We start from the raw sequence: 26,303 nt of genomic DNA, 5'->3' as shown, positions 1-26,303 counted from the left end.
CTTCATTGGTTTAGAGAATGGGTTTCAAGCCATCGTTTTCGATGAATGCGCTTAACGCCAACACATCCACCGACCCCGAACGATCCTGATCGAGGTGCGCCACCTGGCGGCGCACCGCCTGATGAATACGCCGGGTGCCCTGCCCCAGTTGAACCGTGCCGCACAGGTCCACCGCCTGCGCCGCCACGATCAACTCAATGCTGCCCAGCCACACCACGCGCTGCACCAGTTGCCGGGTTTTCTCGACCACCGCCAGCGCCTGCCCCGCATAATCTTCCACGCGATCCGCCACCGGCACGCTCACCGCCGGGATCGGATTGGCCAAGTGCCCGATCTCCGCCACCAACGCCGAACCGGTGCGCTGCAAGGCGGCCATGCCCACGTGCCCGGGCTGGTCGATCAGAAAGCGCGGCAGTTCACTGGAAGCCGGCGACAGCAACTTGGCAATCCGCTCGGCGCTGCACACCGCCACACGGCTCAACGCCAGGCCCAAGCCTTCGGCCGCCAGCGCGAGATGGGTGCTGTCGAAATTGGCCGTGGCCAGCACCAACGCGTCTTCGCTGATCAACGCCGGATTGTCCGCACCGCTGGCCAGTTCCAGTTCGATCAACTCGCGTAACGCCTGCATTGCCTGTTGCGCCGCGCCTTGAACCACCGTGGCACAGCGAAAGCTCAGCGGGTCCTGTAGCCGACGCGGGTTATCGGCCAATTTGCCGCCCGCCAGCAATTCCAGCAACGCCGCTGATTGCCCGCTTTGCCCCGGCGCCGGGCGCAACCGCGAAGCCCACGGCTGGAAAGGACTGAGGTTGGCCCGATAGCCTTCACACGACAACGCCAGCCCCGCCAACATGGCCTGCAATGCCTGTTCGGCCTCGGCCACCAGCAACGCGCCAAGGCCGATGCTCGCGGAGTTGGCCGACACCAGCGCCAGGCCATCCTTGCCCGTCAATGGCACGTTCAGCGCCAGGCTCAAATGCGCCAACGGCGCCAGGTCGCTCTCGCCCAACGAGCCGAGCAACGGCACCGCGGGCTCCATGCCGCAGTTGAGTAACGCCAACAGCGCCTGCGCCGCACCCGGCGAAATACCCGAACGCCCCTGGGCCAACCCAGCCAAGCGGGCTGCGGTGATCGCGCGTAATTCCTCACGCTTGGCCAGGCGGCCAACGCCCACCGCACGCCCCAAAGGAATGTTTGCCTGCACCGGCGCAACCTGCGTATCCACCGCCGCACCGAGGCCGGTGGTCACCCCGTAAATCGACGAGCCTTCAGCCACCAGGCGCAGCAACAGTCGATGCCCTTCGTCGATACGTTGGCGGGCCGCATCGCTGAAGTCAGCCGGTGCGTCTTGGCGGGCAATCGACAGCAAATCCTCAATCGTCAAACCGGCGGGATCGAAGTGAATCATGCCCAGCGCAACCGCTGGCCGATCCCCAGGCGTTTGGATTTCTCCAGCAGTGCGTGGCCCAGGGCGATATCGCTGAGGCTCAAGCCACGGTGCCAGAACAGGATGGTTTCCTCGGGGGTTTCCCGGCCGGTCTTCAAGCCGGCGACGATCTGCCCCAACTCGGCATGCAAGGTCTCGGCGCTGAGTTTTCCGGCGTCGACGTGGGCGCGCAATGCGCCGAACATCCCGCCCTTGCACTGGCCCCAGTCGTCCACCACCAGCTTGTGCATGATGTCGGTCAACGACAGTTCCACCGCGCTCATGGTGCCGTAGGGCGCGACGAAGGCACCGGGCTTGATCCACTCGGTGTGCAGCAACGGTTGCGGCTGATCCAGGCGTGAAGCTTCCACCACGATGTCGGCGCCGCGCACCGTGGACTCCCAATCGTCGGTGACAATCACCGGCTTGCCGAGGTCGCGGCGCAGGCGTTCGGCGAAGGCTTCGCGGCTTTCACTGCGGCGCGAGTGCACGCGGATTTCGTCGAAGTCGAACAGGTGGTCCAGCAGCCGCACGTTCCAATACGCCGTGCCACGGGCACCGATGTGCGCGAGGACTTTACTGTCGGGCCGGGCCAGGTATTTGGCACCGATGGCGGTGACGGCGCCGGTGCGCATGTCGGTAATCGCCGAGGCGTCGAGGATGGCCTTGGGGATGCCGGTGGCCGGGTCCAGCAGGTTGAGAATCGCCAGTTCCGAGGGCAGGCCCTTGCGGTAGTTATCGACAAAGTCGCCCACCACCTTGACCCCGGCGTAGCCGATTGCGCCGCCCAATACACCGCGCAGCACGTTGAAGTGGCCGTTGATTTCACCGCCGGGAATCAGGTGCATGCGCGGCTCGATCACCGCCTCGCTGCGGCCCTGGATCGCCAGGCTGGATTCGATGGCGTTGAGGATTTCGTCGTTGGTCAGGGCCAGTTCGTCGATGTCCAGGCCGTTGAGGAAGTCGATGTAGATCGGTTGCATGGTCTGCTCACTGATGGGTTGCGAAGGTCGATGCTGAAGATGCTTTTATGGGGTGAGGGAGCTTGTTGTGGTGAGGAGCCTGTTGTGGCGAGGAGCTTGCTGTGGCGAGGGAGCTTGCTCCCGCTGGAGTGCGCAGCGCTCCCGCTTTTTTTGGGGCCGCTACGCAGCCCAGCGGGAGCAAGCTCCCTCGCCACAACAGCTCTTTCCCTAAAGCAAGCTCCCCTGCCACAGCAAGCTCCCTCCCTACAGCAAGCTCCCTTGCCACAGGGATAAAGTTATGGGGCCTTGAACACAACCTGCTGCACATCGACCTTTTTCGGGATCAGGCCGTTGGCAAAAAACGCGTCGGCCGTACGTTGCTGGTTGGCGATATCCACCGCTTCCAATGGCCGGCTCGGCGTCGGCGAGCGGTGCTGGAAGTAACTCTCCACCACCGCCGGCTGCAAGCCCAATGTCTTGGCCATCAGCGCGACGCTTTCGTCATGCTGGTCCAGCGACAACCGCTGCGCCTGGGCAAACACCTTGAGAATCGCCGCAATCGCCTGCGGGTGCTGCTTGGCAAACGGCCCGCTGGCGATGAAGAAACTGCCCGCCGGGTTCAGCCCCTGGCCATCCCCCAGCACCTTCGCCGAACCGTCCACCACGGCCGCCGAGTAGTACGGGTCCCACACCACCCAGGCGTCGACCTTGCCTTGTTCAAACGCGGCACGGCCGTCGGAGGGCGACAGGTACACCACGTTCACGTCCTTCCACTGCAAGCCGGCACGCAACAAACTTTTGAGGAACAGGTTGTGCGCGCTGGATCCCTTGAGCAACGCCACGCGCTTGCCCTTGAGTTCGGCCACGCTTTGCACGGTGCTGTCCTTGGGCAGCAGGATGGCTTCGGTGCGCCCGTCATTGGGCTCGACGCCGATGTAGCGAATGTCGATGCCGGCAGCCTGGGCGAAGATCGGCGGGATGTCGCCGATATTGCCGATGTCGATGCTGCCGCCATTTAGGGCTTCGATCAGCGGCGGGCCGCCGAGGAATTCGATCCACTCGACCTTGGTGCCCGGCAACCCTTGCTCGAACAGGTGATGCTCACGGGCGAGCACCATGCTCACCGAGCTTTTCTGGTAGCCGACGCGCAGGGTGGCCGGTTCTGCCGCCAGCAGCGGCCCGGCGCACAGTGCCAGCAGTGTGGCTGCGATGAGCTTGCGCATCAGAGACTCTCCTTGACCTTGGCCGCGACGTCCGCCGGCACCCACTGCTGCCAGACCTGCGGCTGTTCTTTCAGGAACGCTTCGGCCACCTGGCGCGGCGCGGTACGTTTCTCGGCCATTTGCGCGAGGATGCCGTTGAGCAGGTCAATCGGCAGGTCGACTTTTTCAAAGAACGTCACCAGTTGCGGGTACTGCGCCTTGAACGGCGCCGACACGCCAATCGCCAGGTGCGCTGGCATCGAACGAGTACCGATGGGGTGCGGGTTGTTGGCGTCGGCCAGGGTCTTCCAGGCTTCGGCGTTGAACGGTGGTTCTTCCAGTTTGATCAACTTGAAGCGCCCCAGCAGTGGCGTCGGCGACCAGTAGTAGAACAGCACCGGCTTGCCGCGACGGATCGAGGATGCAACCTCGGCATCCAGCGCCGCGCCGGAACCGGTGCGGAAGTTGACGTAGGTGTCGGTCAGGCCATAGGCCTTGAGCTTCTGGCTGTTGACGATCTCCGAGGTCCAGCCGGTGGGGCTGTTGAGGAAGCGCCCACGGGTCGGGTCTTCGGGGTCGCGGAACACGTCTTTGTAGCGGGCCAGGTCGGCGACGGATTTAAGCTCCGGGGCCAGGGGTTTGATGCCCCGTTCGGCGTCGCCCTTGATCACGTACTCCGGCACCCACCAGCCTTCGGTGGCGCCTTTGACGGTGTCGCCCAGGCCGAAAACCTTGCCTTCGCTTTCGGCCTTGACCCACGCCGGACTGCGCCCGGCCCACTCTTCGCCGATCACCTGGATATCGTCCTTGGCCAGGGCGGCCTCCAGGCTCACGGTGCTGCCGGGCAAGGTGTCGGTGGGCAGGCCATAGCCTTTCTCGACGATCAGGCGCAGCACTTCGGTGATCAGGCTGCCGCTTTCCCAGGTGATATCACCGAAGTGGATCGGTTTGGCAGGTTCGGCGGCCGTGGCTGATTGTGCCAGGACGGTGAGTGCCAATAGCGAGCCACCGAGCAGGTTCTTGATTGTTTTCATGTGTTACCTCGTGGTGATTCCATGAAGAGTGCTCTTGTGGCGAGGGAGCTTGCTCCCGCTGGACTGCGCAGCAGGCCCAAAGTGCTTGGGGCCGCTACGCGCCCCAGCGGGAGCAAGCTCCCTCGCCACAGGTTTTGCATCAGGGTTTAAAAGTCATAACTGAGCCGCGTGTAGTAAAACGCCCCTTCCGGCGCCGTCGGCGACAGGTAGCTGTATTGCTGGCCCGGGGTCTGGCGCAAACGGGTGTTGTAGTCGTCAGGCTTGCTGTCGAACAGGTTGTTGACGCCCACCGACACCCGCAGTTGTTTGGTGAAGGCGTAGTTCACGTCCAGGTCGGTGGTCCATTGCGCGCTGAAGGTCTGGTCGTACTGGGCGTTGGCTTCGCTGGACGCATATTTGCGGTACTTGCCGTAACGGGTTTCGTTGAGGGCGATAGTCCATTGGTTGAGCTTGTGGACCGCGCCAAACACCAGCTTGTCTTCCGGGTAACCGTGCTCCAGGAAGCCACGGGATTCACGGGTCAGCACTTCGAAGCCGTTGGGGTTTTCGTGGACCTTTTCGATAGTGGTGCGGGCCTTGGTGTAGCCCGCCGACAGGTTCAGGTTGCCGAACTGCTCAAGGTCCAGGTTGTACTTGCCCACGATGTCGACGCCACGGGTGCGGGTGTCGGCGGCGTTGGTCATGAACTGCGCCCAGGAGTACTGGCCGTAGCCGGCGTCCTTGAGGATCTGCTCGGCCAGCGGCCCGGAAATGCCACCGCTGAACAGCAGGCGGTCACGAATCGAAATCTGGTAGGCGTCGATGGTCAGCGAGGCCTGGTCGGTTGGGCGCAGCACCAGGCCCAGGGAGAAGTTGGTGGACTTCTCGGGCTTCAGCGGCTGCGCACCGAGGGCACGGGCGGCCGGGTTGTCGGCCGGCAGCATGCGGGTCAGCACCGGGTTACCGTTGGCGTCGAGGTTGGTGGTGGTGGTCCAGGAGGTGCCGATCTGGCCCAGGCTGGGCGCGTGGTAGGCATTGTTGACCGTGGCCCGCAGGCCGACTTTCGGGGTGAAGTCATAGCGCGCCGAGAGTTTGCCGGTGGTGGCTGAACCGAAGTCCGAGTAGTGCTCGGTACGCCCGGCAATGCCCACCTGGAGCTTGTCGGTGACCTGGTTTTCCAGGCCGAAATACACGCCGCCCACATCACGCTTGAAGGTGCCGGCGTCGTCCGGGGTCAGGCCCGAGGCCTGCACCGCGCCAACCTGCACGCCGTCGATGCCACCGTAGGAATAGGAATCGTAGTCGCCGGCCTCCAGCCGGTATTGCTCATGCCGGTAGGCGACGCCCGCCGACACGGTGAGTGGATGGCTCGACCAGTCGACGTTCAGATCCTTGGCGTAATCCAGGGTGATGTTGGTCTGGTCGTTGACCAGGGTGGCGACGTTGAACTTGGTCGGGCTGTTGATCCCGTAGCTCGGGTTGACGGTGTTGAAAGCCAGTTCGTCGTGCTCGTCGCGGCCATAGGTGGCGCTCAAATCGAAGCGGCCGATGCTCTCGTCTTCATAGCGGGTGCCGACGGTGACGGCGCCGTCTTCATAGCGATAGCGGTATTTCGGGATGGTGCCGTTGGGGTAGATCCCGGCCACGTTGTTCGGGCTGCTGGCCAGCAGCGGCGGCGTGTTGTTTACCGAAGTGTCCTGGCCGAAGGTGGCGAAACTGTAGAGGCGCCATTGGTCGTTCAGGCCGATTTCGGCGTTGGCCGCCAAGTTGTATTTGTCGCGCCCGGCACCGCCCCAGCGCGGGTCTTGTACCTGGCCGTCGGCGACGTATTTGTCGCCGATGTCATCGGGTTTGTTGTTCAGGGTGTTGAAGCTCAGGGTCAGGAAACCATCCCCCGGCAAGCCGATGCCGTACCAGCCATCGGTGGTTTTGCTGAAGCCGTCGCCCTGGGCGTATTTGCCCAGTTGGGTGTTGATGCCGCCACCGCTGTCGCGCTCCTTGAGCACGATGTTGACCACCCCCGCCACCGCGTCCGAACCGTATTGCGCCGAGGCACCGTCGCGCAGCACTTCGACGTGGTCGATGGCGCTGATGGGGATCATGTCGAGGTCCACCGGCTGCGCGCCAATGAACGGCACGCCACCGGAAATGTTCACCACCGCCGAGGTGTGCCGGCGCTTGCCATTGATCAGCACCAGGGTCTGGTCCGGGGACAAGCCTCGCAGGGAGGCGCCTTTCGGATCCTGGCCGCGGGTGGCGCTGTTGTTCTGCGGAAAGTTGAACGAGGGCAGCAGTTGGAACAGCGCCTGGTTGAGGCTGGTGGCGCCGGTTTGCTTGAGTTCTTCGGCGTTGATCACATCCACCGGGGCGCTGCTGGTGAGGGCCGTGGCGTCGCTGCGACGGGTACCGATGGCGACCACACGGTCGAGGGTCGGCGCCTGGGCTTCGGCGGTTTGCGCCTTGATGCTGTTGCTGGCAGGCGCGACTTTGGCGCCTTCCTTGATGATGAATGCACCGTCCGGGCTGACCTGGACTTGCAGGCCGGTGCCCTTGAGCGCGGCGTCTACCGCCTGTTGCGCCGACAGCGAACCGTCGACCCGCGCCGAGGAATAATTGCCCAGCTGCGGCGTGAAGGAAATCACCTGGCCGCTCTGGCGGCTGATGTTCAGCAGCACTTCGTCCAGCGGGCCGGGCGCGATGTGGTAGACCTGGCGCGCCTCTTCGGCGCTGGCAGCGAAAGACAGGAACAGACTGGCCAACGGCACCAGGGCAAAGGTTCGAAGCGGTGTACGGTTGAATGGGCTCACGTTGGCTCCCCCCAAGGAAACTCCTGAGCGCTGCTCCCCGCAGCGCTTACGGGAGTGATGTGGGATGGCCGGGGGAAAACTTGCAGATCGTTTGGTTATGTCGATAGAACCGACATTCGGAAACGACGCGGTCAACTGTGGGAGCTGTCGAGCTTTAGCGAGGCTGCGATGGTATCGCTGCGGTACATCTGAGAGGCCGAGGTGCTCGCATCGCAGGCAAGCCAGCTCCCACATTGACCGAGGTGAACCGTTTTCAGGCGGCACTGACGGTCACCCACAACCCGGTCCGGCGGGTGATGTGGATCGGCAGGGTGCGTGCCAGGGTGTCGAGGATCTGGTCGGGATTGTCGAGGCGGTACAGGCCGCTGACCCGCAACCCTGCCACCGCCGGGTCGAGGCGCAGCACACCGTTGTGATACGGGCGCAGTGCATCGATCACCTCCACCAGCGGGCGGTCGCGCACTTGCAGGAAACCGTCGATCCACGCCGTCGCCCCCGAGGAACTGGCGAGCACCGGGCCGAAGCCGAAGCGGTCATAAGTCACCTCGTGCCCGGCCTCCAGTTGCAGGCGTTCACCGTTCTGGCCGTCGATCTCCAGGGCACCATTGAGCGCCACCACATGGCCCTGCCCTTCGCGCTCGCGCAGCAACAGGCGATTGCCCAAGGCATGCAGTCGAGTTTGATCGGTCTGGATGAAAAACGGTCGGTTGCTGTCCCTGGCAATCTTCACCAGCAACTCGCCATCGCGCAGGCGCACCACGCGGTGTTGTGGGTCGAACTGGATGTCGGCGGCACTGCGGGCGTTGAGCAGTAACTCGCTGCCATCCGCCAGCTCTACAGTGCGCCGTTCGCCGGTGCCGGTGCGGATATCGGCGGTCAAATCCTCCACCACCGGCCGGGCCAGCCAACCGGCGCCCAGCATCAGGCCAGCGCCCACCAGGGCGCCGCGCAATACGGTGCGGCGGCTGGATGGCGCGTCCAGTGCCTGCTGCAATACCTTGCCGCTGACGCCTTGGGCCTGCGGAATTTGAAACACACCGAGGCGGGTTTCCAGTTGTTGGCACAAGGCTTCGTGACGCGGGTCTGCGGCGCGCCACTGATGGTAACGCTGCCAGTCGGCGGCACTCGCCTCGCCGGAGCGCAGCAACACCACCCAGCGAGTGGCGCTGTCGATCAGGTCGTCGCTCATTCCAGGCACAGCCGCAGGCAGCGGTTGACGGCACGGGTCATGTAGTCGCTGACCGAGCGTTGGGAAATGCCCAGCTCGGCCGCGATTTCCGGGTAGGTCAGGCCATTGAGTTGCGACAGCAGAAAGGTCGCCTTGACCTTGGCCGGCAAGCCGTCGAGCAACTGGTCGATGGCCTGCAGGGCTTCGAGCATCTGCGCCAAATCCTCAGGGGATGGCGCGGGCGAGGTTTCGTCCTGGTCGAGGGCGTCGAGGTAGGCGCGCTCCAGGTCACGGCGACGCCACAGCTGGTACATCAGGCGTTGGGCGATGGTGGTGAGCAAGGCGCGTGGCTGGCGGATCGGCGCCACGCCCGGGGAACTCAACAGTTGGACGAAGGTGTCGGCGGCGATGTCTTCGGCGTGGGCACGGGAATCGAGATGGCGGTGCAAACGGCCGCACAGCCAGTCGTAATGACTGCGGAATAATCCGCCCACGTAATCGCTGTGAGAAGTGTCGGCGCCGGACATAGTGGCTCCATCTGAGTTGGTTGCGCGTTATGTCCGGTGTTCCGGTGGAGCGATCCTAGCAAGGCTGCTTATTCTTTAATAATATTTAAAAGGTATTTTTATATAACCGATCGTTCACACGCTCTGCGTGGGAATCCCGCCTTGGACGCTCTGCGTCTGCTTTGAAATCGTGAGACAGAGCGTCACAGGATGCATTCCCACGCGGAGCGTGGGAACGATCATTGGAGGCGTGGATAACCCAAGGCTTCAGCCTGCTGCCGGTAATCCAGCAGCACCTGGTAATCCGCTTCGGTGGCGGGCAGCACTTCGTGTACGCCGAGGGTTTGCACCACTTCGGGCAGATCCTGCAAGGCCAGGTTCATGACCTCCCGCAGGTGTTCACTTGAGCCCGGCGCGCTGATGTAAGGCAGCGTCGGGCTGGGCGCGCTGCGGGTGACGATCCTCAGCCCGGCCACTTCCTCTGGCGCAAAACGGGCGAGGTAGTCGTAGGTCACGCTGTCGATGGCGGCAAGGTCGGCGCGGTTTTCCCGCAGCCAGCGCAGGCTTTCGCGATGGGCGCCACTGATGCCGACTTCGGCAAAGAACCGACCGCCCTGCTGCAGCGGCGCCAGGCGTTCGCGCAGCAGGTTCATGCCGCTGTTGGAGTCATGGCCGTTGATCACACCGCGGCTGTCTTGGAAGTCCGCCAAGGCAACGCGGGGATTGTCGTCGCGGGTCAGCAGCAGGCTGCAATGCTGGCCGCCGCTGCTATGGGGCAATTCGTAGCGCGGGCGGCCAATCACCTGGACTTGCCCGCGCAGCTCGGTCATCAGCGGGTAGCCGCAGGTTTGCGTCAGCAGCAATTGCGGGGCGCGCCACAGGCTGCGCAGGTCGAGATGATCAGCCTTGCGGCGGGTCGCGCCCAGGCGCTCAAGGATGCGCGAAAGCCAGCGCTCATTGGCCTGTTGCACCTGCTGCGGCGCCACGTACATCAGCAGTTCGGCGTAGCGGTCACTCATGGTCGTCTCTCAAGCAAAGGGGTGCCGTGGGCTGTCGATGGCCTTGAGCCCGTGACGGCCGATCAACTGGCCGTAACCCTGCACCAGGAACCCGCCGCTGCGCGCCACCCATTGTTCGCGGCGCGCGCGGTACACGGTGGGCAGCAAATACCACGGCAGCTTCGGCAAGTCGTGATGCACCAGGTGCAGGTTATTGTTGAGGAACAGCCAGGTCCACGGCCAGGCGGCTTCGTTAAGCACCGTGCGCTGTTCCGGTTGTGGGTGCGGGCGATGCTCATAGTAGGAACGGATCGCCGCCACCGACAAGGCCGGCACGCTGACCAGCGCCACGTAGTGCCACACCGGCAGCACGCTGTAGTGGGCGATGAAGGTCAGCATCAGCACGGTCACGGTGCCATGGCTCAGCCACATCAGCCACGCCTGGCGCTGGCCTTTGCGCAGGCGTCTGACCTCGTTGCGCGCCAGCTTCCACAGCGCCAGCGGCGAACCCAACAGGAAGCGCCCCAGGACGGTCTTGGTCAGCCAATGCAAGGTGCGCTCGAACAGCGAACTGTCGTCCCACTGCCGCTGATTCAGGTAGCGGCTTTCCGGGTCGACACCGGGCACCGTCAGGTCTTCGTCGTTGTGGTGCACCAGGTGGCAGTTGCGGTACAGGGTGTAGGGGTACCAGACGGCAAACGGTGCGTAGCCGAGGAGTTTGTTCAAAGCAGTGAAGCGGGTGGGATGGCCGTGCAGCAGTTCGTGTTGCAGGGACATCCACAGCGTCACGAGCGGGATCAACAGTGCGGTACTCAGCCACAGGCCAAGCCAGCGGCTGGCGAGGATCACCGCAAACCAGCCGGCATAGACGCCGATCAACAGCAGCCAGGTCGGCCACTCGGTGCGGGCGGTAAAGGTCTGGGCCAGGGCTTCGATTTCCCGGCGCTGGGTTTCATCAAGGTAGTTGGACATCGGCAGCTCAGGGCAGGCGTGGCCGACGAAAAAGTCGGCTTCATCCTGCTCTGTGCAATGGGGCGGGAAAATCTTGCAGATCGTTTGGTGCTTAGCTTAGAACTTAATGACCGAACAGGTTGCTGTCGGTTTTCTTGGCCTTTTTCTCGGCGCGTTTTTCATCGGCGGTCTTTGCCGGTTTCTTCTTGTCAGCTTTCTTGGAATTCAGACCTTTGGCCATGATGCGTGCTCCACTTACAGGGGATGTAACACTGGGTATAACACCGATTGCCCAACAGAAGGCGCTTTGCCCGACTTATAATCTGCACCCCCTGGATTCGCGTGTTTGAAAACCATGCCCGAGTTGCACATCGACCGACTGGCAGAGCCGTTGTGGCCGCTGCTGAACAAGTTCTATCGCAGCCATAACTCACCGATGAAGGCCCTCAAGGGTGGCCAGTTGTGGGTGGCCAGGGGCAGCGAGATTGTCGCGGGCCTGTGCCTGACGCCGGTGGTGGGTGGGCAGTGGTTGACCGGGCTGTTTGTCGACCCGGCGCTGCGTGGCCAGGGGCTGGCGGCGCAATTGATTCGCGCCTCGGTCGCAAGCGTTGAAGGCACGGTGTGGCTGCTGTGCCATCCGGACCTGGAAGGCTTTTATCAACGCCTGGGTTTTACCCAGGACACGTTGCTGCCGCAGTCCTTGTCGGAGCGCCTGGTGCGCTACAAACGCAACAAGCCGATGATCGCCATGGGCTTAGAACCGTTGGTGAGGTCGACCTTCAATAAAGTGTGATCAGCCGTTGTGGGCCCCATGCTAGCCTCGGCGGCACCAGCGGCCCATTACAGGATGATCATGAAAGCGACCCTTGCAGCCTTATCCCTTGCAGCCCTCCTCGCCCCGGCCTTGAGCCAGGCAGCCGAAGCGCCGGTTTCCGCCGAGCAGTATGCAACCGTGCTCGCCGGCAGTTGGCGCGTGCCGGCCAACAGCGCGCGTGATGGGTATCGTCACCCGCAGCAGACCCTGGAGTTCTTTGGCCTGCGGGCCGACCAGACCCTGATCGAAATCACCCCCGGTGGTGGCTGGTACAGCGAGCTGCTGGCGCCGCTGCTCAAGGATAACGGCCACTACATTGCTGCCGTGCAGGCGCCGAACAGCAGTGCCTACGCGCGTACATCAGAAGAAAACCTGAAAAAGAAATTCGCCGCAGACCCGGTGCATTATTCCAAGGCCGGCTTCGCCGAGTTCGACCCCAAGGCTCCGGTGCTGGGCAAGCCTGGCTCGGCCGACACCGTGCTGACCTTTCGCAACGTGCATAACTGGGTGATGGCGGATACGGCGCCGGCGATGTTCGAGGCGTTCTTCAAGGTGTTGAAACCGGGCGGCGTGCTGGGGGTGGTGGATCACCGGGCCAAGGACGGGGCGTCGCTGGAAGACATCAAGCACAGCGGTTACCTGACCACCGCGTATGTGGTGAAACTGGCGACGGATGCGGGGTTCAAGCTTGAGGGGCAGAGCGAGGTGAATGCCAACCCGAAAGATACCAAGGACTACCCGGATGGGGTCTGGACCTTGCCGCCGGCGTTGACGTTGGGGGAAAAGGACAAGGCGAAGTATGTGGCGATTGGTGAGTCGGACCGGATGACGTTGCGGTTTGTGAAGCCCGCAAAATAAGCTGAATGCACGCAGAACAAATGTGGGAGCGGGCTTGCTCGCGAATGCGGTGGATCAGTCTATATCTTCGGTGACTGGCACTCCGCTTTCGCGAGCAAGCCCGCTCCCACAGTTTGAGGTGTGTTTTGCCTGAGGGTTATTCGTCTGCGGTGGGATCCATATCCGGGAACATCACTTCGATAAACCCGAACTTGCTGAAATCGGTAATCCGCGACGGGTACAGCCGGCCGATCAGGTGATCGCACTCGTGCTGTACCACCCGTGCGTGAAAGCCTTCGGCAATCCGCACAATCGGCTCGCCCTTGGGGTCAAACCCTTCGTAGCGAATCTGCTGGTAACGGTCCACGGCCCCGCGCAAGCCCGGCACCGACAGGCACCCTTCATAGCCTTCTTCCAGCACCGGGCTGAGCGGCGTGATCAGCGGGTTGATCAGGATGGTCTGGGGCACGGCGGGCGCGTCCGGGTAGCGTTCGCTGCTCTCGAAACCGAAGATCACCAGTTGCAGGTCAACTCCAATCTGCGGTGCGGCCAGGCCGACGCCGCCGACGTGTTCCATGGTCTGGAACATGTCATCAATCAACTGCCACAGCTCGGGGCTGTCGAACATTTCCGGCGGAACCGGCGGGGCAATACGCAGCAGGCGCTCATCGCCCATTTTCAGGATTTCACGGATCATCGATCAGACTTCATCGGTAGTGGGCTTGAGGGAAGGGTCGCGGCCAAGGCCTGAGACATGCTTTTTTTCGTCGTGCTCGCCAAAGTCCTTTTCACCAGGATCCTTGCCTTCGGCCGACATGTGTTCGATCACCGCGTTCATCTCCGCCCCCAGCAACAGCACGGCAGCCGAGATGTAGAAGTACAACAGCAGCACAATGATCGCGCCGATACTGCCATACATGGCGTTGTAGTCAGCAAAGGTTTTGACGTAGTAGCCAAAACCCAGGGAAGCGACGATCCAGACCACCACCGCCAGCACCGATCCCGGTGTGATGAAGCGAAACTTCTGCTTCACGTCAGGCATCACGTAGTACATCAACGCCACGGAGAACATCAACAGGATGACGATCAGCGGCCAACGCAGGATGGTCCACAGCGTGACCACGAATTCCTGCATGCCGATCTGCCCCGCCAGCCATTCCATCACCTGCGGCCCGAGCACCATCAAGGCGGCGGCGGCCAACAGCATGCCGGCGAAGCCTACGGTGTAGAAAATCGACAGCGGGAAGCGCTTCCAGATCGGTCGGCCTTCCACCACGTCATAGGCGGCATTCATCGCACTCATCATCAGGCGCACACCCGCCGAGGCGGTGTACAGCGCGATCACGATACCCACCGACAACAGGCCACCCTTGGATTGCTGCAACTGGTCGATCACCGGGTTGACCTGCTCCAGGGCCTGGGGCGGCAATACCAGTTCCGATTGCATGCGCAGCCAGGTGAAGAAGTCCGGCAGGTGCAGGAAACCGATCAGGGCAATCAGGAACAGCAGGAAGGGAAACAGCGAGAACAGCATCTGGTAGGCCAGCGCCGAGGCGTACGTAGGCATCTCGTCATCGAGGAACTCTGTGACAGTGCGCACCAGCACTTTGTGCAGGGGCAAGCCTTGTAATACCGGAAAAATCATAGCGTCTCCTTTCGCCGCAAAAAGTTGAGTTCGTGGGCGACTCAGGGGCCGTTTTCTACATCAAGGTAGCTTATTTGGCGACCTTGAAACAATTTCCAAACTTTAATCACTGCAGGTGACACAAAAACGGCCATCCGTGGATGGCCGTCGGGCTGCTGGAGTGCAGGCAGCCAGGTCGGGACTATTTGACCGCTTTCTTTACTGCGTCCTTGGTGTCGCCGACTGCTTTTTGCACTTCACCTTTCTTTTCCTGAACCACGCCTTCAGCCCGCAACTTGTCGTTGCCGGTGACTTTGCCAACACCTTGCTTGATGTTGCCTACGGCTTCGTTCGCCAAACCTTTTGCCTTATCCGATGTGCTACTCATGGTATTTCTCCTGGGAACAATCAAGGATTTTGGTCACTACGTAAACGTTGACCCTTGGCCTTTCCAGAGAGTTTCAATTATTTTTTCAGCGGCATTTCATCGCGCCGTACAGGTTTGGCTTTATGTTTTGCGGCCAACCCACGAGAATGCCGGGCACATCCAGGCGCAAGCGCTGGGTAACAGATCCCGTAGGAAGGTTATGAAACTCAATAAAGCACAGGCCATTGCCCGCAGAAACCAGGAACTGGGCGGTGCCGTACTCGGTGTCAACAACTGCCACTTCACCGACCTGGACCGCAAACGCAACATCTGGTGGTTCGACCTGCCGGTGGGCCGGATTGCCGTGGGCCAGTACGAGTGGATCCACTTGTTGATGCACAACGCCGAGAGCGACCAGTTACTGCACCTGAAGGTGCCAACGGTGTTTCTGCGCGAGAAGCTGGAAGGCCTGGTGGTGCGCAATGCCGGCAAGCGCAAGCCGGAGATTACCCTGGAGCTGAGTGCCGACAAGGACTCGTTCCTCAAGGACGTACGCCCGGCCGGTGCCGGTGTGAGCTTCGCGCAGTTCGCACTGTAGGAATACGGTAAAACCTGTGGGAGCGGGCTTGCTCGCGAAAGCGGTGTGTCAGTCACCGATATGTCACTGACACTCCGCTTTCGCGAGCAAGCCCGCTCCCACATTTGGATTGCATTCCAAGTGGCCGGATCAGCGTTCAATAAAAAGCCCCGCATCTGCGGGGCTTTTTGTTGGGGCCGATTTACTTCTTCAAACCCAGCTTTTTCAGTTCTTCATCCCGCAACTCACGCCGCAGGATCTTGCCCACGTTGGTAGTCGGCAGCGCATCGCGGAATTCCACGGCCTTGGGCACCTTGTAGCCGGTGACGTTGGCGCGCATGTGCTCCATCACCTGGTCTTTGGTCAGGCTGGCACCCGGCTTGACCACGATGAAGATCTTGATGTGTTCCCCGGACTTCTCGTCCGGCACACCAATGGCCGCGCATTGCAGCACGCCCGGCAGGGTCGCCAGCACATCTTCCAGCTCGTTGGGGTAGACGTTGAAACCGGAGACCAGAATCATGTCCTTCTTGCGGTCGACAATGCGCATGTAGCCATCCGGCTGGATGATCGCGATGTCACCGGTCTTCAGCCAGCCTTCGCTGTCGAGGATCTCGGCGGTGGCGTCTTCGCGCTGCCAGTAGCCCTTCATCACTTGCGGGCCCTTGACGCACAACTCGCCCACTTCACCCAGTGCCAGCTCGACGCCGTCATCGGTGATGACCTTGCACAGGGTCGACGGCACCGGAATGCCGATGGTGCCGATCTGGATGTTCTGGATCGGGTTCACAGTGGCCACCGGGCTGGTTTCGGTCATGCCGTAACCTTCGCAGATGGAGCAGCCGGTGACCGCTTTCCAGCGCTCGGCCGCCGCCAGTTGCAGGGCCATGCCGCCTGACAGGGTGACCTTCAGCGCCGAGAAATCCAGCTTGCGGAAGGCGTCGTTGTTGCACAGGGCAACAAACAGGGTGTTCAGGCCGACAAAGCCGCTGAACTTCCACTTCGACAGTTCCTTGACCATCGCCGACAGGTCGCGCGGGTTGCTGATCAGGATGTTGTGGTTGCCGATCAGCATCATCGCCATGCAATGAAAGGTGAAGGCATAGATGTGGTACAGCGGCAGCGGGGTAATCAGGATCTCGCAACCTTCATTCAGGTTGGAGCCCATCAGCGCCTTGCACTGCAGCATGTTGGCGACGAGGTTGCGGTGGGTCAGCATCGCGCCCTTGGCCACGCCCGTGGTGCCGCCGGTGTATTGCAGCACGGCGACTTCGTCGCTGGCGGGGCTGACTTCGTTCACCGGCTGGCCGTGGCCCTTGGCCAATACGTCGTTGAACTTGATCGCCTTGGGCAAGTGATAGGCCGGGACCATCTTCTTCACGTACTTGATGACGCTGTTGATCAGCAGGCGCTTGAGCGGCGGCAACAGGTCGGCGACTTCGGTGACGATCACGTGCCTGACGGAAGTCTTGGGCACGACTTTTTCAGCCAGGTGCGCCATGTTGGCCAGGCAGACCAGGGCCTTGGCACCGGAGTCGTTGAATTGGTGTTCCATTTCCCGCGCGGTGTACAGCGGGTTGGTGTTGACCACGATCAGGCCGGCACGGATGGCGCCGAACACGGCGACCGGGTATTGCAGGACGTTGGGCAGTTGCACGGCGATTCGATCACCGGGCTGCAAGTCGGTATGCTGTTGCAGGTAAGCGGCGAAGGCGCCGGACAGTTCGTACAGTTCACCGTAGGTGATTGTCTTGCCCAGGTTGCTGAAAGCCGGTTTGTTGGCGAAGCGTTGGCAGGACTGCTTCAGTACCGCCTGAATATTCGGATACTCGTCTGGATTGATTTCTGCAGCAATCCCGGCGGGGTACTTATCCTTCCAAAAGTCTTCGATCATGGAAGCCCACTCCTCAGCGACGCGAATTCATTCATCGCATTTGATGCGATTATTATTTGTTTGTTTTTGGGTGAGTCTGGCGGTTAAAAGCAGGCCAAGAGGTCACAAAGCGCGCCGAGAGTAGCAGCTTTGCCAAGGGCCGCCTAGAGCCAAAAGAGGCCCCTACGGTCATAAACATGACTCAAGAATATCTAATGGTCATTTTTAGAGCAAAGATTCTATAAGCCAAGAAAGGGCTCTGGAATGGGCTTCTACGCATTTAAACTGAATGAATAAAAACCAAATGTGGGAGCGGGCTTGCTCGCGAAAGCGCAGTGTCAGTCACAGGATATGTCGACTGGTACACCGCTTTCGCGAGCAAGCCCGCTCCCACATTTTTTGACCTTATTTCAAATCAGGCTATGTCGCGCAATTCGCGCCGCAGGATCTTGCCCACCGGCGTCATCGGCAACGACTCACGCAACACAATATGCTTGGGCACCTTGTAGCCGGTGAAGTTGGCCTTGCAGTAGGTCTTCAGCTCTTCAAGGCTCACGCCCTGGGCACGGGCCACCACAAACAGCTTCACCGCCTCGCCGGTACGCTCGTCCGGTACGCCGATCACCGCGCAGCTGGCCACCGCCGGATGCGCCATCACCACGTCTTCGATCTCGTTGGGGTACACGTTGAACCCCGAGACGATGATCAGATCCTTCTTGCGATCAACGATGCGCACAAAGCCGTCCGGGTCGATCACCGCGATATCGCCGGTCTTGAGCCAGCCTTCGGCGTCCAGGGTCTCGGCGGTCGCCACCGGTTGCTGCCAGTAGCCCTTCATCACTTGCGGGCCCTTGATGCACAGCTCGCCCCGCTCGCCCAGCGGCAGCTCCGCGCCGTTGTCGTCGATGATCTTCATCGCCGTGCCCGGCACCGGAATGCCCACGGTGCCCAGCTTCGATTTGCCGCCATAGGGGTTGGTGCTGGCCACCGGTGAGGTTTCGGTCAAGCCGTAGCCTTCACCAATCGCGCAGCCGGTCAGTTGCTGCCAGCGCTCGGCCGTGGCCTTGACCAGTGCGGTGCCGCCGGAGTTGGTGAGCTTGAGGTGGGAGAAATCCAGGCTCTTGAAGTCCGGGTGGTCCATCAAGGCCACGAACAGGGTGTTGAGCCCCAGCAGCCCGGTGAAGCGCCACTTTTTCAGCTCCTTGATAAAGCCGCCAATGTCCCGGGGATTGGTGATCAGTACGTTGTGGTTGCCCGATACCATCATGCACATGCAATTCGCGGTGAAGGCATAGATGTGGTACAGCGGCAGCGGCGCCACCATCACCTCCTGCCCCTCCTTGATCAGCGGATGGCCGTCGTCCCCCAGTTGCGACATGCACGCCCGCACTTGCTGCATGTTGGCCACCAGGTTGCCGTGGGTAAGCATTGCGCCCTTGGCCAGGCCGGTGGTGCCGCCGGTGTATTGCAGCACCGCGATGTCGTCGAGGGTCACCGGATGGCGGTTGAGTGCCTGGCCGGCGCCCATGCGCAGGGCGCGCTTGAAGGAGATGGCTTGCGGCAGGTGATAGGCCGGGACCATCTTCTTCACCTTGTCGACCACGGTGTTGATCAGCCAGCCCTTGGCAGCGGGCATGAAGTCGCCCATCTTCGCTTCGATCAGGTATTCGATCTCGGTGTCCTTGCTGACTTCTTCAACACGCGAGCCAAACAGGTTCAGGTACACCAGCGCACGAATGCCGGCATCCTTGAATTGGTGACGCATTTCCCGCGGGGTGTACAACGGGTTGGTGTTGACCACGATCAGCCCGGCGCGCAGGGCGCCGAACACGGCAATCGGATAATGCAGGACGTTGGGCATCTGCACGGCAATGCGGTCACCCGGCTTGAGGTCGGTGTGCCACTGCAGGTAACCGGCGAACGCGGCGCTGCGCCGATCCAGCTCGGCGTAGGTCAGGGTGATCCCCATGTTGCTGAACGCCGGACGATCGGCAAAGGTCTTGCAGGAACGCTCGAAGACTTCGATCACCGATTTATAGGCTGTGAGGTCGATCTCGTTGGGAACCCCGGCTGCGCGTTTGTCATTCCAGAAATCAGGTTGCATTATTCTTGTCCTCTTACCTGAGTGGTCCGGCCGCTTTTGATGTTGCGATGAAAGCGGAGCTTTGGGGACGTTAGCAGCTATGGTCAATCAGGCAAATACAACAAGATGCGTCATTGATTGTGTGAATCTCCCCGCCAAGGCCAGCGCTGATCCAGCGGCCTGCGGTGAATGAGCTATACACTGCAACGACACTGAGCAAAGGAAGCGCCATGAACCACACCACTTTCTGGCTGACCGCGAATGACCGCAGTCGGGTGTACGTCAACCAGTGGCTGCCGGACGGGCCGCCCAAGGCGCTGATCATGCTGGCCCACGGCATGGCCGAGCACAGTGGCCGCTATGCCCGCCTGGCCCAGGCGTTGTGCGATGCCGGCTACGGCCTGTACGCCCCCGACCAGCGCGGCCACGGGCGTACCGCCGACGAGGGCACCCTGGGGCTGTTCGCCGAGAAAGACGGCTGGAACAAGGTGGTGGGCGACCTGGCGAGCCTCAACCAGCATATCGGCCAGCAAGCGCCGGGGGTGCCGATCATCCTGCTGGGCCACAGCATGGGCAGCTACATTGCCCAGGCGTACCTGCTGCACCACAGCGCGAGCCTTAACGGGGCGATTCTCAGCGGCTCGAATTTCCAGCCGGTGGCGCTGTACGGCGCGGCCAAGGTGATTGCCCATGTCGAACGCCTGCGCCAGGGGTTGCGCGGGCGCAGTGCGCTGATTGATTTCCTGTCATTTGGATCGTTCAACAAGGCGTTCAAACCCAATCGCACCGCTTTCGACTGGCTCAGCCGTGACCCGGCCGAGGTCGACAAGTACGTCAGCGACCCGCTTTGCGGCTTCCGTTGCACCAACCAGCTGTGGATCGACCTGCTGGGCGGCTTGCAGCAAATCAGCAAAGCGTCCAATCTCGCTCAGATAGACCCGGGGCTGCCGATCCTGATAATGGGCGGTGAATGTGATCCGGTCAGTGAAGGCAAGCGTCTCAAAAGTCTGGCCAATGCGTTGCGTGAAGCCGGCTGCCAGCACCTGGAGCTGAGCATTTACCCACAGGCGCGCCACGAATTATTCAACGAAACCAACCGTGATGCGGTCACAGCCGACGTGCTGACGTGGCTGGCCCAGGCAGCAGTGCTGCGCCGCCCTACTCGCTGCGAATGATTTTTCGTTTAAAATCAATATATTAAGATTTCTGATTAGCCACAGGATGCACCAACTGATGACCCAGGTTACCAACACGCCTTACGAAGCCCTCGAAGTCGGCCAGACCGCCAGCTACAGCAAGACCGTCGAAGAGCGCGATATCCAGTTGTTCGCGGCAATGTCCGGCGACCACAACCCGGTGCATCTGGACGCCGAATTCGCCAAGGCGACCATGTTCAAGGAGCGCATTGCCCACGGCATGTTCAGCGGCGCCCTGATCAGCGCGGCGGTTGCGTGCGAGTTGCCTGGGCCCGGCACGATATACATCGGCCAGCAAATGACCTTCCAGAAGCCGGTCAAAATCGGCGACACCCTGACCGTGCGTCTGGAAATCCTCGAGAAGCTGCCGAAATTCCGCGTGCGTATCGCCACCCGCGTATTCAACCAGCGCGATGAACTGGTGGTGGATGGCGAAGCCGAGATCCTCGCGCCACGCAAGCAGCAGACCGTGACCCTGACCGAACTGCCGGCCATCAGCATCGGTTGAACGAACGCCCATGAAAAAGCCCCGCATCTGCGGGGCTTTTTTATTCAGGCGGGGCTCAAGACTGAGCGCGAGCCTGGTTACGCAGGGCTTTCACCTGGTCGTGGTTGCGTTGCGCGCCGTGGAACTGACGCTCTACCAGGTCACGAATGCCCAGCAGGTTGTGCTTGTTGATCTTCTCGATCGCTTCTTTGTAAGCCTTCAGTGCGTGGTCTTCACCGCGCTCGGCTTCGTTCAGCACGGCTTCTTCGTCTTTACCGGTCACCATCGACTTCACGTCGACCCAACCACGGTGCAAGGCACCGGCGACGCTACCGGAATCTTCCGGATCGCCACCCAGTGCTCTTACTGCGGTCTGCAGTTCGGCAGCGGCGGTACCGCAATCAACGGAACGTTTGGCAAACAGGGCTTTGAGTTCTGGGTGCTTGATGTCTTCTGCGCAGGTCTTGAAGCCTTCCTGGCCGTCTTTGCTGGTCTCGATCAGGTCGTTGAGTACGGAGATCGATTCTTTGTTGATATCAGTCATTTTTCAATTCCTTCGCGGGTTAAGAAACGTGTATTAGTAATTGCAGCGCCCGTGCCAGCTTTTGAAAAACAATTTATTACTTAAATTTCAATAAGTTAGCCAATACACAAAAATCTGTATCCGCTTTATTTGCATGATCTGTCATTTGGCCTCCATGCAGAATGCCTGTATTTTCCAAGGCATCGACTCAAACACCTGAAGCCGCAATGAACCCTGAAAAACTTGAACTGCTGATCACCCGCGAAATGCCCTTCGGCAAGTACAAGGGCCGGATCATTGCCGACTTGCCCGGCCCCTACCTGAACTGGTTCGCCCGTGAAGGTTTCCCCCATGGTGAACTGGGCGGGTTGCTGGCCCTGATGCAGGAAATCGACCACAACGGTTTATCCGAACTGCTGGAACCCCTGCGCGCCAAGCACGGCAAGCCCGCCCCTCGTCATTAATAGAGCACGCACATGGACAGTACCCGCGACGAACAACACTGGCACGCCATCGCCCAGCGCTACGACCTGGAGCCCGGCCCGATCAACCTCGAAAACGGTTACTTCGGGCGCATGAGCCGCGCGGTACTTGAGCAGTATCAGGACAACGTCGCCTTCATCAACCGCAGCAACTCTATCCATGTGCGCCAGCGTTTCGAGCAGGGCGAAAACGTCGAGATCCGTAACCAGTTGGCGCAGTTGATGGACGCCGATCCTGAAGCCATCGCCCTCACCCGCTGCGCCTCGGATGCGTTGCAGTCGCTGATCCGCAACTACAACCGCTTGCAGCCCGGCGACCAGGTGCTGATCAGCGACCTGGAGTACGACACCGTCAAGGGCGCCATGCGCTGGCTGGCGCAGAATCGTGGCGTAGAAGTGATCGAGATTGCCCACGAACACCCGGCCAGTTTCGACAGCCTGGTGCAGACGTATCGCGATGCGTTCCTGCGCTATCCCCGCCTGAAACTGCTGGCACTGACCTACGTGACTCACCGCACCGGGCTGGTGATGCCGGTGGAGGCGATTGCCGGCGCTGCCAGGGAACATGGAATTGATGTGATCCTCGATGGCGCCCATGCGCTGGGGCAGATCGAGTTCAACCTGGCGCAGTTGGGTATCGCGTTTGCCGGTTTCAACCTGCACAAGTGGATCGGTGCGCCGTTGACCCTGGGCTTTATTTATATCGACCCGCAACGGCTGGCGGACATTGATCCGGACATGGGTGAGTTTCACTATCCGGTGACCGATGTACGTGCCCGCACGCCGTACAGCACGCCGAATTTCCCGGCGTTGATGACCTTGCCGCTGGTGTTCGAAGAGCATCGTTTGCTGGGTGGATCCAGAGCCAAGGGCGCCCGCCTTAATTACCTGCGGGATTTGTGGGTGAGTGAGGTGCGGCAGTTGCCGGGGATTGAAGTGCTGACGCCGGACGACCCACGGCTGTATTGCGCGATTACGTCGTTCAAGTTCACTGACAAGCCGGATCAGCAGGTGATGGCGGACCGACTGCTCAAGGAATACGACCTCTTCACCACAACCCGCAGCGGGGCGTCGTTCGGCAGTTGTATTCGGGTGACACCAGGCTTTTTGACGTCAGCGGCGGACATTCATGTGCTGATCAAAGCCATCACCGAACTGAGCGCGATATCACTGTAGGAGCGAGCTTGCTCGCGAAGGTCGTTAACGATGACACGGGAAACCTGACACCCAGCGGTGCTCTCGGTTTTTTCGCGAGCAAGCTCGCTCCTACAGTGGGAGTGGGCCATTTTCCGCAGGCAAAAAAAAGCGGTACACCGACCAAGTGCACCGCAAAAATGCCGTAGAACACAGCAACAACGATTCGGTAAATCCAATCAGTCCAGCAGGGCCAGCGCCTCGGCGGTGGTTTCCTGGATGCGTGCCCAGTCGCCGTTCTTGACCCATTCCGGATCAAGCATCCAGCTACCGCCCACGCACATCACATTTTTCAACGCCATGTAGCTCTTGATGTTGGCCGGGCCAACCCCGCCAGTCGGGCAGAATTTCACTTCGCCAAACGGGCCGCCCAAGGCCTTGATCGCCGCCACGCCACCGCTGACTTCAGCCGGGAACAGCTTGAAACGGCGATAACCCAGGCCATAACCTTCCATGATCCCGGAGGCATTGCTGATGCCCGGCAACAGCGGAATCGAGCTGTGTACCGAGGCTTCCAGCAGGTCACGGGTAATCCCGGGGGTGACGATAAATTGCGAACCGGCCACTTCGGCCGCTTCCAGCATATGACGATCCAGCACGGTACCGGCACCGGTGCACAGCTCCGGACGCTGCTCACGCAGTACCTGGATGGCCTTGAGGCCGAACTGCGAACGCAGGGTCACTTCCAGTGCGGTCAAACCACCGGCTGCCAGGGCATCGGCCAGCGGCAGGATGTCCTGTTCACGGGCAATGGTGATCACCGGCAGGATCCGCGCCTTGGCGCAGAGGCTGTCGATCAAGGCAACTTTGTCCGCCATGGAAACGGTAGGTTGAGGGCTGTTCATCGCGGCTGATCCTTGGCTCATGGGCACCAGTAAATCTCTAGAGTAGGTTGCAAAAACGCGCGTATCGGCATGGCAGCAACGTCGTCACTGGCCAGCGCGGCGCTCAAGGTGGTCAATTTCGAGCTGCCGGAAATCGACAGCACGGTGTAGTGGGCGGTGGCCAGCAGCGCGCGACTCATGGTCAGGCGCTGGTGCGGCACGGTCGGCGCCAGCATCGGCCAGCAACGACGGCTGCCGTCCGGCTTCAACGCTTCAGCCAGGTTCGGGCTGTTGGGGAACAGCGACGCGGTGTGGCCGTCGTCGCCCATGCCCAGTACCAGCACATCAATCGTCGGCAACTCGGCCAGCAGGCGATCGGCCTGCTCGGCAGCGTCGTCAAGGGTGGCGGCGACGCTGTACAGGCTCAGGAACTTGGCCTTGGCCGCCGGGCCCTGCAGCAAATACTTCTTCAACAGGCCGGCATTGCTGTCGGCATGTTCCACCGGCACCCAGCGCTCGTCGGCCAGGGTGATGGTCACCTTGGACCAGTCCAGGCCTTGCTTGGCGAGGTTCTGGAAGAACGCCACCGGGCTGCGGCCGCCGGACACCACCAGGGTCGCTTCGCCACGGGCACTGATGGCCGCGCGCAGTTGTTCGGCCACGTCATTGGCCAAGCCATCCGCCAGCAGCACCGGGTTGCGGTACTCATGGGCAGTCACGCCCTGAGGCAGTTTCAAATCAGATATCGCCATACCAAGACCTCCCGTCCCGCGTGATCAGTGCAATCGAGCTCATTGGCCCCCAGGACCCCGCCGCGTACGGCTTGGGCGCATCACCGGACTTTTTCCACCCGGCGATCAACTGGTCACACCACTTCCACGCAGCTTCGATTTCATCTTTGCGCACAAACAGGTTCTGGTTGCCACGCATGACTTCAAGTAACAACCGCTCGTAGGCATCGGGAATCCGTGCGCTGCGATAGGTGTCGGAAAAATTCAGTTGCAGCGGGCCGCTGCGCAGTTGCATGCCCTTGTCCAGGCCCTGCTCCTTGGTCATCACGCGCAAGGAAATCCCTTCGTCCGGTTGCAGGCGGATGATCAGTTTGTTGCTGATCTGCAAGCGCTGCTCGGGGGCGAAGATGTAGTGGGACGGTTCCTTGAAGTGGATGACGATCTGCGACAGTTTTTGCGGCATGCGCTTGCCGGTACGCAGGTAGAACGGCACCCCGGCCCAACGCCAGTTACGGATATCGGCACGCAGGGCGACGAAGGTCTCGGTGTCGCTCTGGGTGTTGGAGTTCTCTTCTTCCAGGTAACCCGGTACCGGCTTGCCGGCGCTGTAGCCGGCGATGTATTGGCCACGCACCACCTGGGTGGTCAAGCCGTCCGGGCTGATGGGCGCCAGGGCCTTGAGCACCTTGACCTTCTCGTCCCGAATACTGTCGGCAGACAGGTCGGCCGGCGGGTCCATGGCGATCAGGCACAGCAGCTGCAGCAGGTGATTCTGGATCATGTCCCGCAGCTGCCCGGCCTTGTCGAAATAGCCCCAGCGACCTTCGATGCCTACTTGCTCGGCCACGGTGATTTCCACGTGGGAGATGTAGTTCTGGTTCCACTGGGTTTCAAACAGGCTGTTGGCAAAACGCAGGGCGATCAGGTTCTGGACGGTCTCTTTGCCCAGGTAGTGGTCGATGCGGTAGGTGCGGTTTTCCGGGAAGAACTGCGCCACGGCGTCGTTGACCTTGCGCGAGGAATCCAGGTCCGAGCCGATGGGTTTTTCCAGGACCACGCGGGTATTTTCCGCCAGGCCGACCTTGGACAGGTTCTCGCAGATCGCGCCGTACACCGCCGCCGGGGTGGCGAAGTAGGCAATCAGGCGTTGTTCAGTGCCGGCGTTCTCTGCCAGGGCGACGTAGTCATCGGCCTTCAGGAAGTCGACATGCAGGTACGTCAGGCGTGCGAGGAAACGTTGGGCGACGGTTTCGTCCAGTTCCTTGCCAACGTAGCTGCGCAATTCTTTTTCGATGTGGGCCAGGTGCTGTTGCTCGGAACCGGCCTCACGGGCCAGGGCCAGGATGCGCGTGTCTTCGTGCAGCAGGCCCGCACCATCGAGTTGATAGAGGGCAGGAAATAACTTGCGCAGCGCCAGATCACCCAAGGCGCCAAACAGGGCAAAGGTGCAGGGTTCTACGGTTATCGAAGGCATGATGTTTGTTCTTTTATCAAGTTAAGCTACAAATACCTTTTTTTAAGGCATCACTCAAGGAAAAATGTAGTAATAACCACAACATTTTCCCGAAAAACGTATTCCGAGTGGTGGTGTTCAACTACCCTCAGTAGGATAGGCCACCGCAAAGGGCCGCTCGTCGATTGGTTGACGACCCTTATTTGCA

At 61.1% G+C, this 26,303-nt stretch carries 25 protein-coding genes and 1 pseudogene; 8 read left to right on the top strand and 18 right to left on the bottom strand.

Annotated features, from left to right (window positions below):
• Positions 1–10: 10 nt before the first annotated feature.
• The 9 genes from HYE77_RS11985 to HYE77_RS11945 all read right to left on the bottom strand — a co-directional run bounded on the left by HYE77_RS11985 (position 11) and on the right by HYE77_RS11945 (position 11,051).
• Positions 11–1,405, bottom strand: a complete 1,395-nt coding sequence (locus tag HYE77_RS11985; protein WP_177068819.1) for an aromatic amino acid lyase — start codon at positions 1,403–1,405, stop codon at positions 11–13.
• Complete coding sequence (locus tag HYE77_RS11980) at positions 1,402–2,406, bottom strand: ornithine cyclodeaminase family protein (protein ID WP_177068818.1); 1,005 nt, start codon at positions 2,404–2,406, stop codon at positions 1,402–1,404. Before HYE77_RS11980 ends, HYE77_RS11985 begins: the two co-directional genes overlap by 4 nt.
• Before the next feature lie 275 nt (positions 2,407–2,681).
• Complete coding sequence (locus HYE77_RS11975; protein ID WP_008431606.1) at positions 2,682–3,608, bottom strand: aliphatic sulfonate ABC transporter substrate-binding protein; 927 nt, start codon at positions 3,606–3,608, stop codon at positions 2,682–2,684.
• Positions 3,608–4,621: an ABC transporter substrate-binding protein gene (locus HYE77_RS11970; protein WP_102369755.1), complete on the bottom strand. Its 1,014-nt coding sequence runs from the start codon at positions 4,619–4,621 to the stop codon at positions 3,608–3,610. The genes HYE77_RS11975 and HYE77_RS11970 overlap by 1 nt, the downstream gene beginning before the upstream one ends.
• A gap of 146 nt (positions 4,622–4,767) precedes the next feature.
• Entirely contained in the window at positions 4,768–7,407 is a 2,640-nt protein-coding gene (locus tag HYE77_RS11965; protein ID WP_102369756.1) for a TonB-dependent receptor, read from the bottom strand.
• 253 nt (positions 7,408–7,660) lie between these two features.
• The gene (locus tag HYE77_RS11960; protein ID WP_177068817.1) at positions 7,661–8,596 is read right to left on the bottom strand and encodes a FecR domain-containing protein; all 936 of its coding nucleotides are present in this window, start codon (positions 8,594–8,596) and stop codon (positions 7,661–7,663) included.
• Entirely contained in the window at positions 8,593–9,102 is a 510-nt protein-coding gene (locus HYE77_RS11955; protein ID WP_003213062.1) for a sigma-70 family RNA polymerase sigma factor, read from the bottom strand. Before HYE77_RS11955 ends, HYE77_RS11960 begins: the two co-directional genes overlap by 4 nt.
• 218 nt (positions 9,103–9,320) lie before the next feature.
• A complete protein-coding gene (locus HYE77_RS11950) occupies positions 9,321–10,100 on the bottom strand; it encodes a phosphate/phosphite/phosphonate ABC transporter substrate-binding protein (RefSeq protein WP_008431597.1) in 780 nt (259 codons plus the stop codon).
• 9 nt (positions 10,101–10,109) lie between these two features.
• The gene (locus HYE77_RS11945; protein WP_177008471.1) at positions 10,110–11,051 is read right to left on the bottom strand and encodes a fatty acid desaturase; all 942 of its coding nucleotides are present in this window, start codon (positions 11,049–11,051) and stop codon (positions 10,110–10,112) included.
• Between the two features lie 334 nt (positions 11,052–11,385).
• Here HYE77_RS11945 and HYE77_RS11940 point away from each other — a divergent pair, with 334 nt between their 5' ends.
• Together HYE77_RS11940 and HYE77_RS11935 are read left to right on the top strand one after the other, a co-directional pair.
• The gene (locus tag HYE77_RS11940; protein WP_177022250.1) at positions 11,386–11,823 is read left to right on the top strand and encodes a GNAT family N-acetyltransferase; all 438 of its coding nucleotides are present in this window, start codon (positions 11,386–11,388) and stop codon (positions 11,821–11,823) included.
• A gap of 60 nt (positions 11,824–11,883) precedes the next feature.
• Positions 11,884–12,702, top strand: coding sequence for a class I SAM-dependent methyltransferase (locus HYE77_RS11935; RefSeq protein ID WP_177027649.1), 819 nt, complete (start codon positions 11,884–11,886; stop codon positions 12,700–12,702).
• A 136-nt stretch (positions 12,703–12,838) separates the two neighbouring features.
• Here HYE77_RS11935 and def read toward each other — a convergent pair whose 3' ends face one another.
• The 3 genes from def to HYE77_RS11920 all read right to left on the bottom strand — a co-directional run bounded on the left by def (position 12,839) and on the right by HYE77_RS11920 (position 14,693).
• The gene (def, locus tag HYE77_RS11930; protein ID WP_003213049.1) at positions 12,839–13,378 is read right to left on the bottom strand and encodes a peptide deformylase; all 540 of its coding nucleotides are present in this window, start codon (positions 13,376–13,378) and stop codon (positions 12,839–12,841) included.
• A 3-nt stretch (positions 13,379–13,381) separates the two neighbouring features.
• A complete protein-coding gene (locus tag HYE77_RS11925; protein WP_003213047.1) occupies positions 13,382–14,326 on the bottom strand; it encodes a YihY/virulence factor BrkB family protein in 945 nt (314 codons plus the stop codon).
• Between the two features lie 181 nt (positions 14,327–14,507).
• A complete protein-coding gene (locus HYE77_RS11920) occupies positions 14,508–14,693 on the bottom strand; it encodes a CsbD family protein (protein WP_003213044.1) in 186 nt (61 codons plus the stop codon).
• A 199-nt stretch (positions 14,694–14,892) separates the two neighbouring features.
• On the opposite strand from HYE77_RS11920, the gene HYE77_RS11915 reads away from it, so the two are divergent.
• The gene (locus HYE77_RS11915; protein ID WP_003213043.1) at positions 14,893–15,270 is read left to right on the top strand and encodes a hypothetical protein; all 378 of its coding nucleotides are present in this window, start codon (positions 14,893–14,895) and stop codon (positions 15,268–15,270) included.
• A 181-nt stretch (positions 15,271–15,451) separates the two neighbouring features.
• Here the strand turns inward: HYE77_RS11915 and fadD1 are convergent, their stop codons facing one another.
• Together fadD1 and fadD2 are read right to left on the bottom strand one after the other, a co-directional pair.
• Positions 15,452–17,143 (bottom strand): long-chain-fatty-acid--CoA ligase FadD1, encoded by a 1,692-nt coding sequence (fadD1, locus tag HYE77_RS11910; protein ID WP_003213041.1) that lies wholly within the window; start codon positions 17,141–17,143, stop codon positions 15,452–15,454.
• A gap of 394 nt (positions 17,144–17,537) precedes the next feature.
• A complete protein-coding gene (gene fadD2 / locus HYE77_RS11905; RefSeq protein WP_177068816.1) occupies positions 17,538–19,226 on the bottom strand; it encodes a long-chain-fatty-acid--CoA ligase FadD2 in 1,689 nt (562 codons plus the stop codon).
• A 209-nt stretch (positions 19,227–19,435) separates the two neighbouring features.
• Here fadD2 and HYE77_RS11900 point away from each other — a divergent pair, with 209 nt between their 5' ends.
• Complete coding sequence (locus HYE77_RS11900; protein ID WP_003213037.1) at positions 19,436–20,380, top strand: alpha/beta hydrolase; 945 nt, start codon at positions 19,436–19,438, stop codon at positions 20,378–20,380.
• A 58-nt stretch (positions 20,381–20,438) separates the two neighbouring features.
• Positions 20,439–20,909 carry a MaoC family dehydratase gene (locus HYE77_RS11895; protein WP_003213034.1) on the top strand — a complete coding sequence of 157 codons (471 nt, stop codon included), beginning with the start codon at positions 20,439–20,441 and terminating at the stop codon, positions 20,907–20,909.
• Between the two features lie 55 nt (positions 20,910–20,964).
• On the opposite strand, the gene HYE77_RS11890 is transcribed toward HYE77_RS11895, so the two are convergent.
• Positions 20,965–21,432, bottom strand: a complete 468-nt coding sequence (locus tag HYE77_RS11890) for a PA2169 family four-helix-bundle protein (protein ID WP_003213033.1) — start codon at positions 21,430–21,432, stop codon at positions 20,965–20,967.
• A gap of 206 nt (positions 21,433–21,638) precedes the next feature.
• On the opposite strand from HYE77_RS11890, the gene HYE77_RS11885 reads away from it, so the two are divergent.
• From HYE77_RS11885 to HYE77_RS32590, 3 genes and pseudogenes are all read left to right on the top strand, one after another.
• Positions 21,639–21,875, top strand: a complete 237-nt coding sequence (locus HYE77_RS11885) for a DUF3820 family protein (RefSeq protein ID WP_003213031.1) — start codon at positions 21,639–21,641, stop codon at positions 21,873–21,875.
• Positions 21,876–21,887: 12 nt separating this feature from the next.
• Positions 21,888–23,069: an aminotransferase class V-fold PLP-dependent enzyme gene (locus HYE77_RS11880; protein WP_177068815.1), complete on the top strand. Its 1,182-nt coding sequence runs from the start codon at positions 21,888–21,890 to the stop codon at positions 23,067–23,069.
• Positions 23,060–23,167 (top strand): annotated as a pseudogene (locus HYE77_RS32590) (outer membrane lipoprotein carrier protein LolA); the annotation flags it as partial. The gene HYE77_RS11880 and the pseudogene HYE77_RS32590, both read left to right, overlap by 10 nt.
• Positions 23,168–23,266: 99 nt before the next feature.
• On the opposite strand, the gene HYE77_RS11875 reads toward HYE77_RS32590, so the two are convergent.
• Genes HYE77_RS11875 through zwf form a run of 3 tightly spaced genes read right to left on the bottom strand, consistent with a single transcriptional unit; the run spans position 23,267 to position 26,116 of the window.
• A complete protein-coding gene (locus tag HYE77_RS11875) occupies positions 23,267–23,932 on the bottom strand; it encodes a bifunctional 4-hydroxy-2-oxoglutarate aldolase/2-dehydro-3-deoxy-phosphogluconate aldolase (protein WP_003213027.1) in 666 nt (221 codons plus the stop codon).
• Positions 23,933–23,949: 17 nt separating this feature from the next.
• The gene (gene pgl, locus HYE77_RS11870) at positions 23,950–24,663 is read right to left on the bottom strand and encodes a 6-phosphogluconolactonase (RefSeq protein ID WP_087693179.1); all 714 of its coding nucleotides are present in this window, start codon (positions 24,661–24,663) and stop codon (positions 23,950–23,952) included.
• A complete protein-coding gene (gene zwf, locus HYE77_RS11865) occupies positions 24,650–26,116 on the bottom strand; it encodes a glucose-6-phosphate dehydrogenase (protein WP_063027707.1) in 1,467 nt (488 codons plus the stop codon). Before zwf ends, pgl begins: the two co-directional genes overlap by 14 nt.
• Between the last annotated feature and the right edge of the window lie 187 nt (positions 26,117–26,303).

It is taken from the genome of Pseudomonas sp. IPO3774 (assembly GCF_013386835.1).
Lineage (GTDB): Bacteria > Pseudomonadota > Gammaproteobacteria > Pseudomonadales > Pseudomonadaceae > Aquipseudomonas.
Note: the sequence above shows the minus strand (reverse complement) of the source record. Positions and strands in the feature narration are given on the sequence as shown.

Bases quoted from the DNA above. Each gene is read 5' to 3' on its own strand.
- HYE77_RS11985 (WP_177068819.1), bottom strand. From the start codon at position 1,405: ATGATTCACTTCGATCCCGCCGGTTTGACGATTGAGGATTTGCTGTCG.
- HYE77_RS11980 (WP_177068818.1), bottom strand. From the start codon at position 2,406: ATGCAACCGATCTACATCGACTTCCTCAACGGCCTGGACATCGACGAA.
- HYE77_RS11975 (WP_008431606.1), bottom strand. From the start codon at position 3,608: ATGCGCAAGCTCATCGCAGCCACACTGCTGGCACTGTGCGCCGGGCCG.
- HYE77_RS11970 (WP_102369755.1), bottom strand. From the start codon at position 4,621: ATGAAAACAATCAAGAACCTGCTCGGTGGCTCGCTATTGGCACTCACC.
- HYE77_RS11960 (WP_177068817.1), bottom strand. From the start codon at position 8,596: ATGAGCGACGACCTGATCGACAGCGCCACTCGCTGGGTGGTGTTGCTG.
- HYE77_RS11955 (WP_003213062.1), bottom strand. From the start codon at position 9,102: ATGTCCGGCGCCGACACTTCTCACAGCGATTACGTGGGCGGATTATTC.
- HYE77_RS11950 (WP_008431597.1), bottom strand. From the start codon at position 10,100: ATGAGTGACCGCTACGCCGAACTGCTGATGTACGTGGCGCCGCAGCAG.
- HYE77_RS11945 (WP_177008471.1), bottom strand. From the start codon at position 11,051: ATGTCCAACTACCTTGATGAAACCCAGCGCCGGGAAATCGAAGCCCTG.
- HYE77_RS11940 (WP_177022250.1), top strand. From the start codon at position 11,386: ATGCCCGAGTTGCACATCGACCGACTGGCAGAGCCGTTGTGGCCGCTG.
- HYE77_RS11935 (WP_177027649.1), top strand. From the start codon at position 11,884: ATGAAAGCGACCCTTGCAGCCTTATCCCTTGCAGCCCTCCTCGCCCCG.
- def (WP_003213049.1), bottom strand. From the start codon at position 13,378: ATGATCCGTGAAATCCTGAAAATGGGCGATGAGCGCCTGCTGCGTATT.
- HYE77_RS11925 (WP_003213047.1), bottom strand. From the start codon at position 14,326: ATGATTTTTCCGGTATTACAAGGCTTGCCCCTGCACAAAGTGCTGGTG.
- HYE77_RS11920 (WP_003213044.1), bottom strand. From the start codon at position 14,693: ATGAGTAGCACATCGGATAAGGCAAAAGGTTTGGCGAACGAAGCCGTA.
- HYE77_RS11915 (WP_003213043.1), top strand. From the start codon at position 14,893: ATGAAACTCAATAAAGCACAGGCCATTGCCCGCAGAAACCAGGAACTG.
- fadD1 (WP_003213041.1), bottom strand. From the start codon at position 17,143: ATGATCGAAGACTTTTGGAAGGATAAGTACCCCGCCGGGATTGCTGCA.
- fadD2 (WP_177068816.1), bottom strand. From the start codon at position 19,226: ATGCAACCTGATTTCTGGAATGACAAACGCGCAGCCGGGGTTCCCAAC.
- HYE77_RS11900 (WP_003213037.1), top strand. From the start codon at position 19,436: ATGAACCACACCACTTTCTGGCTGACCGCGAATGACCGCAGTCGGGTG.
- HYE77_RS11895 (WP_003213034.1), top strand. From the start codon at position 20,439: ATGACCCAGGTTACCAACACGCCTTACGAAGCCCTCGAAGTCGGCCAG.
- HYE77_RS11890 (WP_003213033.1), bottom strand. From the start codon at position 21,432: ATGACTGATATCAACAAAGAATCGATCTCCGTACTCAACGACCTGATC.
- HYE77_RS11885 (WP_003213031.1), top strand. From the start codon at position 21,639: ATGAACCCTGAAAAACTTGAACTGCTGATCACCCGCGAAATGCCCTTC.
- HYE77_RS11880 (WP_177068815.1), top strand. From the start codon at position 21,888: ATGGACAGTACCCGCGACGAACAACACTGGCACGCCATCGCCCAGCGC.
- HYE77_RS11875 (WP_003213027.1), bottom strand. From the start codon at position 23,932: ATGAACAGCCCTCAACCTACCGTTTCCATGGCGGACAAAGTTGCCTTG.
- pgl (WP_087693179.1), bottom strand. From the start codon at position 24,663: ATGGCGATATCTGATTTGAAACTGCCTCAGGGCGTGACTGCCCATGAG.
- zwf (WP_063027707.1), bottom strand. From the start codon at position 26,116: ATGCCTTCGATAACCGTAGAACCCTGCACCTTTGCCCTGTTTGGCGCC.